Annotated in this window: 11 protein-coding genes; 6 read left to right on the top strand and 5 right to left on the bottom strand. The window is 72.3% G+C overall.

Features of this window, described 5'->3' with window-relative positions; translation table 11 throughout:
* Positions 1–79: 79 nt before the first annotated feature.
* The 6 genes from frr to AC069X_RS27375 all read left to right on the top strand — a co-directional run bounded on the left by frr (position 80) and on the right by AC069X_RS27375 (position 7,025).
* Complete coding sequence (frr, locus tag AC069X_RS27400; protein WP_243630638.1) at positions 80–637, top strand: ribosome recycling factor; 558 nt, start codon at positions 80–82, stop codon at positions 635–637.
* Complete coding sequence (locus AC069X_RS27395; protein ID WP_478732447.1) at positions 637–1,713, top strand: phosphatidate cytidylyltransferase; 1,077 nt, start codon at positions 637–639, stop codon at positions 1,711–1,713. The genes frr and AC069X_RS27395 overlap by 1 nt, the downstream gene beginning before the upstream one ends.
* A gap of 132 nt (positions 1,714–1,845) precedes the next feature.
* Complete coding sequence (gene rlmN, locus AC069X_RS27390; RefSeq protein WP_478732445.1) at positions 1,846–2,961, top strand: dual-specificity RNA methyltransferase RlmN; 1,116 nt, start codon at positions 1,846–1,848, stop codon at positions 2,959–2,961.
* A gap of 253 nt (positions 2,962–3,214) precedes the next feature.
* The gene (locus AC069X_RS27385) at positions 3,215–4,312 is read left to right on the top strand and encodes a thiamine ABC transporter substrate-binding protein (RefSeq protein ID WP_478732443.1); all 1,098 of its coding nucleotides are present in this window, start codon (positions 3,215–3,217) and stop codon (positions 4,310–4,312) included.
* 62 nt (positions 4,313–4,374) lie between these two features.
* Positions 4,375–5,991, top strand: coding sequence for an ABC transporter permease (locus AC069X_RS27380; protein ID WP_478732441.1), 1,617 nt, complete (start codon positions 4,375–4,377; stop codon positions 5,989–5,991).
* Positions 5,991–7,025 carry an ABC transporter ATP-binding protein gene (locus AC069X_RS27375; RefSeq protein ID WP_478732439.1) on the top strand — a complete coding sequence of 345 codons (1,035 nt, stop codon included), beginning with the start codon at positions 5,991–5,993 and terminating at the stop codon, positions 7,023–7,025. Before AC069X_RS27380 ends, AC069X_RS27375 begins: the two co-directional genes overlap by 1 nt.
* A 121-nt stretch (positions 7,026–7,146) precedes the next feature.
* On the opposite strand, the gene AC069X_RS27370 is transcribed toward AC069X_RS27375, so the two are convergent.
* The 5 genes from AC069X_RS27370 to AC069X_RS27350 form a co-directional block, all read right to left on the bottom strand.
* Positions 7,147–8,400 (bottom strand): cytochrome P450, encoded by a 1,254-nt coding sequence (locus AC069X_RS27370; RefSeq protein WP_478732437.1) that lies wholly within the window; start codon positions 8,398–8,400, stop codon positions 7,147–7,149.
* A 15-nt stretch (positions 8,401–8,415) separates the two neighbouring features.
* Entirely contained in the window at positions 8,416–9,810 is a 1,395-nt protein-coding gene (locus tag AC069X_RS27365; protein WP_478732435.1) for an NAD(P)/FAD-dependent oxidoreductase, read from the bottom strand.
* Entirely contained in the window at positions 9,800–10,030 is a 231-nt protein-coding gene (locus AC069X_RS27360; RefSeq protein WP_478732433.1) for a ferredoxin, read from the bottom strand. The genes AC069X_RS27365 and AC069X_RS27360 overlap by 11 nt, the downstream gene beginning before the upstream one ends.
* Positions 10,031–10,145: 115 nt before the next feature.
* The gene (locus AC069X_RS27355; RefSeq protein WP_478732431.1) at positions 10,146–10,742 is read right to left on the bottom strand and encodes a hypothetical protein; all 597 of its coding nucleotides are present in this window, start codon (positions 10,740–10,742) and stop codon (positions 10,146–10,148) included.
* Positions 10,743–10,833: 91 nt separating this feature from the next.
* On the bottom strand, positions 10,834–11,739 hold the full coding sequence (locus tag AC069X_RS27350; protein WP_478732430.1) for a DMT family protein: 906 nt from the start codon (positions 11,737–11,739) through the stop codon (positions 10,834–10,836).
* Positions 11,740–11,800: the final 61 nt, after the last annotated feature.

Below are 11,800 nucleotides of genomic sequence, written 5' to 3'. Positions count from 1 at the left end.
CCCGTGAGGGCCCGGTCCGGGCGGCCCGGACCGCCCGCGCCCGCCTGAACCATCCATATCTGACATGCAGGAGCACGTGGTGATCGAAGAAATCCTCCTCGAGGCCGAGGAGAAGATGGAGAAGGCCGTCGTCGTCGCCAAGGAAGACTTCGCCGCGATTCGCACCGGCCGTGCGCACCCGGCGATGTTCAACAAGATCGTGGCGGACTACTACGGCGCCATCACGCCCATCAACCAGCTCGCCTCCTTCGCGGTGCCCGAGCCGCGCATGGCGATCGTCACGCCGTTCGACGCCTCCGCTCTGCGCAACATCGAGCAGGCGATCCGCGACTCCGACCTCGGTGTCAACCCGAGCAACGACGGCCGCATCATCCGGGTGACCTTCCCGGAGCTGACGCAGGACCGCCGCAAGGAGTACATCAAGGTCGCCAAGAACAAGGCCGAGGACTCCAAGGTCTCGATCCGCTCCGTGCGCCGCAAGGCCAAGGACGCCCTCGACAAGCTGGTCAAGGACAAGGAGGCCGGCGAGGACGAGGTGCGCCGCGCCGAGAAGGAGCTCGACGACACCACCGCGAAGTACGTCGCGCAGGTGGACGAGCTGCTGAAGCACAAGGAAGCCGAGCTCCTCGAGGTCTGATGAACGACTCTCCCTGGGCCGCCGAGCCGGTTCCGGTGGGTCCCGCATACGATGCGCTCGTGGGCCCGCAGACAGCGCCCATGCCCATCGTGCCCGATGCCGCCGGCCGTGCCTTCGACGACCGGGAAGCACGCGATCGGGGGGCCGCCTTCGCCGGCGGCCCCCTGCTCCGTACCGAGACGCCGTTGCAGGAGCCCATGCCCAGCCCCCCGCCTCCGCCTCCGCAGGCCCCGCACAACGCCTCGCCACCGCCGCAGAAGAAGCGGGCGGGGCGGGATCTGCGTGCCGCCATAGGGGTCGGAGTGGGCCTCGGCGCGGTGATCTTCGCCTCGCTGCTGATCGTCAAGGCCGTCTTCGTCGGCGTGATCGTCGTCGCGGTCGTGGTCGGCCTGTGGGAGCTCACCTCCCGGCTCCAGGAGAAGAAGGGCATCAAGGCCCCGCTGGTCCCGCTCGCGGTCGGCGGTGCGGCGATGATCATCGCCGGATACGTCCGCGGGGCCGAGGGCGCCTGGGTCGTCATGGCGCTCACCGCGCTGGCCGTCCTCGTGTGGCGGATGACCGAGCCTCCCGAGGACTACCTCAAGGACGTCACCGCGGGCGTCTTCGCGGCGTTCTACGTGCCCTTCCTGGCCACGTTCGTCGCGATGCTGCTGACCCCCGACGACGGCCCGCAGCGGGTGATGACCTTCCTGCTCCTGACCGTGGTCAGCGACACCGGCGCCTACGCCGTGGGATGGCGCTTCGGCAAGACCAAGCTCGCCCCGCGCATCAGTCCCGGCAAGACCCGCGAGGGTCTCTTCGGGGCGGTGGCCTTCGCGATGGCGGCCGGCGCCCTGTGCATGGAGTTCCTGATCGACGGCGGTGCCTGGTGGCAGGGCCTGGTGCTGGGTCTCGCGGTCGCGGTCTCCGCGACCCTGGGCGACCTCGGCGAGTCGATGATCAAGCGTGACCTGGGCATCAAGGACATGGGCACGCTGCTCCCGGGCCACGGGGGCATCATGGACCGGCTGGACTCGCTGCTGCCGACCGCCCCGGTGGTCTGGCTGCTGCTGGCGGCGTTCGTCGGCACCGGCTGACCGGTCCGGGCCGGGTTATCCTGGAGGGCGCGCCACGTGCACGTGGCGCGCCTTTTCCGTCCGGCGGCCGAGCCGCGGACCGGCCCTGCACGCGCGGGGTGACACCCACCTCGTCGTACTGAGGAGTACAGCATGGCCCCCCGTCCCGCTCCCGGTGAGCTCACCTTCGTCGCGCCCCGAGGAGCGAAGAAGCCGCCCCGGCACCTCGCCGACCTGACCCCGGCCGAGCGCCGCGAGGCGGTCGCCGCGATCGGCGAGAAGCCGTTCCGGGCCAAGCAGCTCTCCCAGCACTACTTCGCCCGCTACGCGCACGACCCGGCCGAGTGGACCGACATCCCGGCCGCCTCCCGCGAGAAGCTGCGCGAGGAGCTGCTGCCGGACCTGATGAACGTCGTGCGGCACATCAGCTGCGACGACGACACCACCCGCAAGACCCTGTGGAAGCTGCACGACGGCACGCTCGTCGAGTCCGTGCTGATGCGCTACCCCGACCGGGTGACGATGTGCATCTCCTCGCAGGCGGGCTGCGGGATGAACTGCCCGTTCTGCGCCACCGGCCAGGCAGGTCTCGACCGCAACCTCTCCACCGCCGAGATCGTGCACCAGATCGTCGACGGCATGCGCGCCCTGCGCGACGGGGAGGTCCCGGGCGGCCCCGCCCGCCTGTCGAACATCGTCTTCATGGGCATGGGAGAGCCGCTCGCGAACTACAAGCGCGTCGTCGGTGCCATCCGCCGCCTCACCGACCCGGAGCCCGACGGCCTCGGCCTGTCGCAGCGCGGGATCACCGTCTCCACCGTCGGCCTGGTCCCGGCCATGCTGCGCTTCGCCGACGAGGGCTTCAAGTGCCGCCTCGCGGTCTCGCTGCACGCCCCCGACGACGAGCTGCGCGACACCCTCGTCCCCGTGAACACCCGCTGGAAGGTCCGCGAGGTCCTCGACGCGGCCTGGGAGTACGCGGAGAAGTCCGGCCGCCGGATCTCCATCGAGTACGCCCTGATCCGCGACATCAACGACCAGGCCTGGCGCGGTGACCTGCTCGGCCGCCTGCTCAAGGGCAAGCGCGTGCACGTCAACCTGATCCCGCTGAACCCGACCCCGGGCTCGAAGTGGACCGCCTCGCGCCCCGAGGACGAGAAGGCCTTCGTCGAGGCGATCGCCCGGCACGGCGTGCCGGTGACCGTGCGCGACACCCGCGGCCAGGAGATCGACGGCGCGTGCGGCCAGCTCGCCGCCTCGGAACGCTAGATTCCGGTCGCTGGTCCCCGGGAACCGGCCGCGGGGTACCCTGTGGCCGAACCAATTGCATATTCCGACAGGGGAGCGCCACAGCGCTGAGAGTGCGGTACCCGTCATCCGCAGACCCTCTGAACCTCGCCCCGGTCATTCGGGGTAGGAAGTTCGGTCACCACTCAAGCTGTTGCGCCCTGCCCGGCGTCCGCTCCCACAGAGCGCCGGGCGGGGCCGCGTCTTCTCCTGGTCATCCCAGGAGGAATCACCAGTGAGCACCACCAAGAAGATCGCGGGCGCGGCGCTCGCGGCCGCCCTCGGCGTCACCACGCTCAGTGCCTGCGGCGGCGGCGAGGCCAAGGACAAGCCGGCGGGCGCGACCGACGCCCCGAAGCCCAAGACCGTCACCCTCGTCTCCCACGACTCCTTCAACGCGACCGACACGGTCCTCAAGGAGTTCGAGCAGCAGAGCGGCTACACCGTCAAGGTGCTGAAGTCCGGCGACGCCGGCGCCGCCCTCAACCAGGAGATCCTCACCAAGGGTTCCCCGCGCGGCGACGTCTTCTTCGGCGTCGACAACACCCTGCTCTCGCGGGCGCTCGACAACGGCGTCTTCACCCCCTACCAGGCCAAGGGCCTGGACACGGTGAAGCCCGAGTACGTCCTCGACAAGCAGCACCGCGTCACCCCGGTCGACTCCGGCGACATCTGCGTCAACTACGACAAGGCGTACTTCGCGGACAAGAAGATCGCCCCGCCGCAGACGCTGGACGACCTGGTCAAGCCCGAGTACAAGAACCTGCTCGTCACCGAGAACGCCGCGACCTCCTCGCCCGGCCTCGGCTTCCTCCTGGCCTCCGTCGGCAAGTACGGCGAAGAGGGCTGGAAGGACTACTGGAGCAAGCTCAAGGCCAACGGCGTCGAGGTCGTCGACGGCTGGGAGCAGGCCTACAACGAGCGCTTCTCCGGCTCCGCCGGCGGCAAGAAGGCCAAGGGCGACCGCCCGCTGGTGGTCTCCTACGCCTCCAGCCCGCCGGTCGAGGTCCTCTACGGCGAGCCGCAGCCGGCCGAGGCGCCCACGGGCGTGGCCACCGGCACCTGCTTCCGCCAGATCGAGTTCGCGGGCCTGCTCAAGGGCGCCAAGAACGAGGAGGGCGGCAAGGCCCTCATCGACTTCCTGATCTCCAAGAAGTTCCAGGAGGACATGCCGCTCCAGATGTTCGTGAACCCGGTCGTCAAGGACGCGAAGCTGCCGGAGCTGTTCACGAAGCACGGCGTGGTGGTCGACAAGCCGGAGAACGTCGCTCCGGAGGCCATCGCCAAGAACCGTGAGCAGTGGGTCAAGACGTGGTCCTCGCTCGTGAAGTAGAGCCCGGAGCAGAGCGCCTTCCCGCGGGGGGCGGGCGCGCCACCGCCGTCAGACTCGCTCTGATGGCGGTGCCGCTCGCCTTCTTCGGACTGTTCTTCGCCTATCCCGTCGCCGCGATCACCGGCCGCGGGCTCAAGACGGACGAGGGCTGGCAGTTCGGCCGGATCGGCGAGGTCCTCGCCCAGCCCGGCATCGCCGGCGTGCTGTGGTTCACCACCTGGCAGGCGCTCGCCTCGACCGCCCTCACCCTGCTCCTGGCACTGCCCGGCGCGTACGTCTTCGCGCGCCTGGAGTTCCCCGGCAAGCAGCTGCTGCGCGCCCTGGTCACCGTCCCCTTCGTCCTGCCGACGGTGGTCGTCGGCAGTGCCTTCCTGGCGCTGGTCGGGCGGGGCGGGCTGCTCGACGAGCTGTGGGGGGTGCGGCTGGACACCACCGTCTGGGCGATCCTGCTCGCCCACGTCTTCTTCAACTACGCCGTCGTCGTACGGACGGTCGGCGGGCTCTGGGCCCAGCTGGACCCGCGCCAGGAGGAGGCCGCCCGGGTGCTGGGCGCCGGGCGGTTCGCGGCGTGGCGGCGGGTGACGCTGCCCGCGCTCGCGCCGGCGGTGGCCGCCGCCTCGCTGATGGTGTTCCTGTTCACCTTCAGCTCCTTCGGCGTCGTGCAGATCCTCGGCGGTCCCGCGTACGCCACCCTGGAGGTGGAGGTCTACCGGCAGACCGCGCAGCTGCTGGACCTGCCGACGGCCGCCGTGCTGACGATGGTGCAATTCGCGGCCATCGCCGGCGTCCTCGCCGTGCACGCCTGGACCGTGCGGCGGCGCGAGACCGCGCTGCGGCTCGTGGACCCGGCGCGCACCGCGCGGCCGCCGCGCGGCTGGGCGCAGCGCGCCCTGCTGGGCGGAGTGCTGCTGTCGGTGGTGCTGCTGGTCGTGGCGCCGCTGGCGGTGCTGGTGGAGCGGTCCTTCGACGCGCCCGGCGGGTACGGCTTCGGCTTCTACCGGGCGCTCCAGGAGGCGGGATCCGGGGGCGGAACGTTTCTGGTGCCGCCGCTGGAGGCCGTCTGGAACTCCCTCCAGTACGCCCTCGCCGCCACCGCCATCGCGCTGGCCGTCGGCGGGCTCGCGGCCGCCGCCCTGACCCGGCGCGCGGGCCGCTTCGTACGCGGATTCGACGCGCTGCTGATGCTGCCGCTCGGCGTGTCCGCCGTGACGGTGGGATTCGGGTTCCTGATCACCCTGGACGAGCCGCCGCTGGACCTGCGGACCTCGTGGATCCTGGTGCCGCTGGCTCAGGCACTGGTCGGGGTGCCCTTCGTCGTACGGACCATGCTGCCGGTGCTGCGGGCCGTCGACGGCCGGCTGCGGGAGGCGGCGGCCGTGCTCGGGGCCTCGCCGCTGCGGGCGTGGCGGGAGGTGGACCTGCCACTGGTGCGGCGGGCGCTGCTGGTCGCGGCGGGCTTCGCCTTCGCGGTCTCGCTGGGCGAGTTCGGCGCGACCGTCTTCATCGCCCGGCCCGACCACCCGACGCTGCCGGTGGCCGTGGCGCGGCTGCTGGGGCGGGCCGGGGAGATGAACTACGGGCAGGCCATGGCCCTGAGCACGATTCTGATGCTGGTGTGCGCGGTGTCCCTGCTGGTGCTGGAGCGACTGCGACCCGACAAGACCTCGGGAGAGTTCTGATGACCCTGCTCCGGCTCGAAGGGGTGTCGGTCCGCTTCGGCGACCGGGCGGTCGTGGACGCCGTCGACCTGGAGGTCGCCGCACACGAGACCGTGTGCGTGCTCGGGCCCAGCGGCAGCGGCAAGTCCACCCTGCTGCGGGTGGTGGCCGGGCTCCAGCCGGTGTCGGCGGGCCGGGTGCTGCTCGGCGGGGCCGACCAGGCCGGCGTGCCGGTGCACCGGCGGGGGGTGGGCCTGATGTTCCAGGACCACCAGCTGTTCCCGCACCGGGACGTCGGCGGGAACGTCGCCTTCGGCCTGCGCATGAAGGGCTCCGCGAAGGGCTCCGCGAAGGGGGCGCACGAGGACCGGGTCGCGGAGCTGCTGGAACTGGTCGGGCTCCCCGGGGCCGGGCGCCGGGCCGTGGCCTCGCTGTCCGGCGGCGAGCAGCAGCGGGTGGCCCTCGCCCGGGCCCTGGCCCCCTCGCCCCGGCTGCTGATGCTGGACGAGCCGCTGGGCCAGCTGGACCGCGGGCTGCGCGAGCGGCTGGTGGTCGAGCTCCAGGGGCTGTTCTCCCGGCTGGGCACCACCGTGCTGGCCGTCACCCACGACCAGGGCGAGGCCTTCGCCCTGGCCGACCGGGTGGTGGTGATGCGGGACGGGCGGATCGCGCAGGCCGGTACCCCTCTGGAGGTGTGGCAGCGGCCCGCGTCGGAGTTCGTGGCCCGGTTCCTCGGCTTCGAGAACGTGGTCCCGGGCACGGTGGCGGGCACCTCCGCCGCCACGGCGTGGGGCAGGATCCCGGTCCCGGCCGGCACGCCCGAGGGGCAGCGGCGGCTGCTGGTCCGCCCGGCGGGGGTGGTGCTGTGCGAGGCGGGCCTGGACTGCGTGGTGGAGTCCCGCACCTTCCGCGGCACGCACGTGGCCCTGCTGCTGAGGCCCGGGTCGGGGCCGGTGCTGGAGGCAGAGTGCGAGCTGGCCACCGCGCCGGCCGTGGGGGACCGGGTCGCGGTGGCCTTCAGCCCGTCCGAGGTGGTCGTCCTCCCGGAGGCGTAGTCCGGACCGGCCCGCGTCCGGCCCGCGTCCGGTCCGCATCCGCCCCGCGTCCGGCCCGCGTCCGGTTCGCGACCGGCCCGCGTCCGTTCCGTGTACGCGTCCGGTACGCCGTCCGCCCCGGTCAGGGCCGGATGCCGTCGCAGGCGATCGGCAGGTGGCGCGGGCCGCGCAGCACCGCGTTCTGCCGGTAGGGCGGCGGATCCTCCAGCAGCCGGGGGTTCTCCAGCCTGCGGGCCAGCTCGCTGAGGGCCAGCGCCCCCTCCAGCCGGGCCAGCGGCGCCCCGAAGCAGCTGTGGATACCGCTGCCGAGGCCCAGGTGCTGGACGTCCGGGCGGTCCGGGTCGAAGCGGTCGGGGTCGTCGAACCGCTGCGGGTCCCGGTTGCCGGAAGCCAGGATCAGCCAGAGCGAGGAACCCTTGGGGATGGTCACCCCCGACACCTCGATGTCGGCGAGGGTGCTGCGCTGCGGCAGCAGCTGCACCGGCGGCTCGTAGCGCAGCAGCTCCTCCACGATCGGCACGCCCAGGTTCGGGTCGGCGCGCAGCCGGGCCAGGTGCTCCGGGTGCCGCAGCAGGGTGAGCATGCCGTTGGTGATCAGGTTGACGGTGGTCTCGTGCCCCGCGATCAGCAGCAGCGCCGCCGTGCTGAGCACCTCCATCGTCGTCATCGTGCCGTCCGGCCCCTGAGCGGTGGCGAGCTCCGAGAGCATGTCCCCCGTCGGGTTCTTGCGCCGCTCCTCGATCAGCCCGGCCAGGTACATGCCGAGTTCCATCCGGGCGTCCTGCGTCTTCTTGGCGCGTTCGGTGGGATCGGCGTCCGGATCGGGGTCCAGGCTCGCGGCCAGGGTGTCGGCCCAGACGTGGAAGCGCGCCTCGTCCTCGCCCGGCACGCCGAGCAGCCGGCAGATCACCGTGACGGGGAAGGGGTACGAGAACTCCTCGACCAGGTCGATCCGCCCGGGGTCGCCCTCCTTGGCGATGGTGTCGATCAGCCCGGTGACGATGCCGCCCAGCTCACCGCGCATCTGCTCCACGCGGCGCGGCGAGTGCGGGGGCCCGAACGGGCGGTTCGTCATCCGGCGCAGCCGGTCGTGGTCGGGCGGGTCCAGCTTCAGGAAGGAGGGCGGCAGGACCCCGCCCTCCCCCTCCTCCTCGCCCTGCTCGCCCAGCGGGTCGCCGGCGACGGCCGTCAGGTTGCGGGAGTCGGAGCTGATGCGCGGATCGTGCAGCAGGCCCTTGATCTCGTGGTACGTGCTGAGGACGTACGGTCCGTCCCCGTCGTGGAACACCGGGGTCTTGCGGAGCTCCGCGTACAGGGGATACGGATTGGCCCGGCTGGAGTAGTCGAGGATCTGCCGCAGGATGCCTTCAGTCATGAGAGGTCCTCGTGCTCAGTTGTGCGCCGGCGTGAACGTCATCCGCCGGTCGGCCGGTGAGTAGCCGCTCAGGGTGATGGTCGGGCCGTGCGTCGGCACCGACGGGTCGGGGAAGTCCGCGTCCAGCGGCCTGCCGCCCTCGGTCCTGCGGTCCACCGTCGGGTAGGGCGGCGGGAACGGCGCGGTCTGCTCGATCTGCTGCTCGTAGAAGTCCAGCCAGCGGCACTGGTCGAAGGTGACGGCGCCGATGACGCGGCCCTGGTAGCCGTAGACGCCGACGAAGTGGCGTTCCTCGCGCGAGCCCTGGGTGATCATGATCTCGGTGCCCATCGACGGGACCCCGACCGACTTGATGTTCACCCCGAACTGGGACGACCAGAAGGCGGGCACCCATACGTGCGGGCGGCGGTCGGCGCTCTCGCTGAGCATGTTGTGCGCGGCCGTCTCGGCCTGGGCCACGGCGTTGCCCCAGTGCTCCAGCGAGAGGAACTGGTAGCCGAAGAGGGCGTGCGGGGAGCGGGCCACGTCGCCCGCCACGTAGATGTCGTCGGTGACGATGCCCCAGATGTCGAAGGCCCGGCAGCCCGCGTCGCAGGCGATGCCGCGCGGACCCGCGCCGAGGCCGGACCCGGTCAGCCATTCCGTGTTGCGCTGGGCGCCGAGCGAGACGACCACCACCTCCGCCTCCAGCGTGCTGCCGTCGGAGAGGCGGGCGGCGCGGACCCGGCCGGAGGAGTCGCCCTCCAGGCTCGTCACCATGATCCCGGTGCGCAGGTCCACCCCGTTCTCGCGGTGCATCTCCGCCGCGACCGCCCCGACCACCCCGCCGAGCGCTCCGACCAGGGGCGCGTCGCCGCGTTCGGCCACGGTGACGGGAAGGCCGCGCTCCCGGCAGGCCGAGGCGATCTCGGAGCCGGTGAACCCGGCGCCGATGACGAGCACCCTGCCGGGCCCCGAGGCCAGAGCGCGCTCCAGGGCCGCGCCGTCCTCCCGGGTCCGCAGGACGAAGACCCCGCCCAGGGCGCCCTCGTCCGGGTTCGGCCACGGCCGGGCGCGGACGCCGGTGGCGATCAGCAGCCGGTCGTACTCCACCTCGTCCCCGTCGGCCAGCCGCACCCGCCGGGCCGCCATGTCCAGACCGGTGGCCGGTACGCCGAGCCGCCACTTGGCGTCGATGTCCCGGCGCCGGGGGAGGGCCGTGCGGTCCGCGGTGGCCTTGCCGAGCAGGACCTGCTTGGACAGCGGTGGCCGGTCGTACGGTTCGTGGGGCTCGTCGCCGATCATCGTCAGGGATCCGGTGAACCCCTTCTCGCGCAGGGTCTCGGCCGCCCGCAGGCCGGCCAGGGAGGCGCCCACGACGACGATGCGGCCTTCGCGCTTGAGCCGCTCCAGGGCTGCGTCACCGCTCACCACGCGCCTCCGCTGCCGACAGGGACCCGTTCACCGCGTCCAGCAGGATGGCCCGGACGGGGCAGGCGTGGACGGCGCGGACGACGTTCTCGCGGTGCTCCTCGTCGGGCTGCGGGTCGTAGAGCAGGGACTCGTCGCCGTGCATGGCGAAGACGTCCGGTGCGAGGAACGCGCACTGCGCGTACCCCTGGCACCGGTTGAGGTCCACGACAAGCCTCATGGGGCATCAGCCTTTCCGTGACCTGTTGACCCCCACGGACCCCCGACACCCTCCCGGACTCCAGCATGCGCGCGGGGCCCGCTCACCGCCTGCCGGGAGGGCGGAGGGCCCGGTGTCAGGCCGTGCGCCGCAGGTTGGTGCGCAGGACGTGCAGGCTGACGACGAGCACCCAGAATGGGAAGATCATCTCGGACCAGGGCACTCCGGAGCCGAGCAGGAGCAGCACCAGCCCGGTGACCAGGCCCAGCGCGACCAGCGGCCGCGGGAAGAACCCGAGACGGCGCCCGATGGTCGAGGTCACGAAGACGAAGACGGCCGCCATGCGCATCGCGTACGTGGTGAGGACGGTGTACGCGAAGGGGCGGCCGAACCCGGACGGAGGGACGGCCTCCTGGAGCACGGTGCCGGCCGCGGCGGCGGCGACGAAGAGGCAGGCCACGAAGAGGTAGCCGCTGCCGAGGAACACCGCCGCGACGAACCGGTCCTCCGCCCCGCCCGAGTGCGCGCGCATGGCCCCCATGAACCACAGGAAGAAGATCCCGGCGAAGGGGACGATCTCCAGCGCGAGGCGGACCGCCCAGCGGTCCGCGTCCGCGACGGGCGCCTCGGCCGGGCTTCCGGAGGGGATGGCGATCCGCATCAGCACGATCGCCGCCGCGAGCAGCACGGCGAAGACGAGCCCGGCCGCCCCGGCGGCACGGGGCGTGCGCATCCGCGTGATGGTGGACTCCATGCCTTCAGCAGGCGGCACCCGCGGGGCCCCCGCCACCGGGGGGACCCCACGGGGGTGAATCCGCCCGGGGTCAGGCCACCGGTGCCGGGACCCGCTCCTCGGCGGGCTCCTCGGCCCCGTCGTGGTTGCCGAACCAGGCCACCGCGACGGCGCCGGCGACTGCCAGGACGAAGCCGGTCACCGCGAGCCAGGCCAGGCCCGGGCGGGAGGCGTCGCCCAGCCACAGGACGCCGATCGCGCCCGGGAGCACCGTCTCGCCGACCACCAGGGCGGCGGTGGCGCCGTTGACCGAGCCGATCTGGAGGGCCACGGTGTGCAGGTACATGCCGCCGAAGCCCGCGATGAGGATGGCGTACAGCGCCGGGTCGGTGGCGAGCGTGACCGGGTCGAACGGGTCCACGCCGTCGAGGATGCGCACGCCGACGCCCAGCGCGCCGAACGCCAGACCCGACAGGAGGCCCGCCAGGATCGCGGCCCGGGCGCCGAGGAAGCGGACGGCCACCGTGCCGCCGACGATGATCACCAGGGTGACGGCCAGCAGCCACCAGTGCGTGGACATCGGGGCGTGGTGGTCGCCCTCGTGGCCGGCGGCGGTCGCCAGCAGCACCAGCGCGGCGCAGACGACCCCGATCGAGGTCCATTCCCTGCGGGTCAGCCGGATGCCGAGCATCTTCACGCTGAGGACGGCGGTGATCACCAGGTTGGCGCTGATCACCGTCTGGGAGAGGAACAGGGGCAGCATGCGGGCCGCGAGCGCGCCCAGTCCGAAGCCCACGAAGTCCAGGATGGTGCCGACGATGAACTCCCAGGTCATCGCGGCCTTGGCGGTGGAGCTCAGGTTCGGGCCGCCGTGGGCGGTGACCCCGGCGGCGGCCGGGGACATCCGGGCGGCGCGGCGCGAGCCCACGGCTTGCAGGACAGATCCCGTGCCGTAGCAGATGGATGCCGCGACAGCGGTCAGCAGGCCTATGAGCACAGAAGGCTCCGTTCAACGTCTGGCAGGTAATGCGGTACCTCTGCCAGACGTCATAACGGGC

This window comes from Streptomyces sp. NPDC043896 (genome assembly GCF_056435605.1).
Note: the sequence above shows the minus strand (reverse complement) of the source record. Positions and strands in the feature narration are given on the sequence as shown.

Excerpts from the sequence above, each read along its gene's own strand:
- AC069X_RS27395 (WP_478732447.1), top strand. The coding sequence starts at position 637 with ATGAACGACTCTCCCTGGGCCGCCGAGCCGGTTCCGGTGGGTCCCGCA.
- AC069X_RS27375 (WP_478732439.1), top strand. The coding sequence starts at position 5,991 with ATGACCCTGCTCCGGCTCGAAGGGGTGTCGGTCCGCTTCGGCGACCGG.
- AC069X_RS27380 (WP_478732441.1), top strand. The coding sequence starts at position 4,375 with ATGGCGGTGCCGCTCGCCTTCTTCGGACTGTTCTTCGCCTATCCCGTC.
- AC069X_RS27370 (WP_478732437.1), bottom strand. The coding sequence starts at position 8,400 with ATGACTGAAGGCATCCTGCGGCAGATCCTCGACTACTCCAGCCGGGCC.
- AC069X_RS27355 (WP_478732431.1), bottom strand. The coding sequence starts at position 10,742 with ATGCGCACGCCCCGTGCCGCCGGGGCGGCCGGGCTCGTCTTCGCCGTG.
- AC069X_RS27360 (WP_478732433.1), bottom strand. The coding sequence starts at position 10,030 with ATGAGGCTTGTCGTGGACCTCAACCGGTGCCAGGGGTACGCGCAGTGC.
- rlmN (WP_478732445.1), top strand. The coding sequence starts at position 1,846 with ATGGCCCCCCGTCCCGCTCCCGGTGAGCTCACCTTCGTCGCGCCCCGA.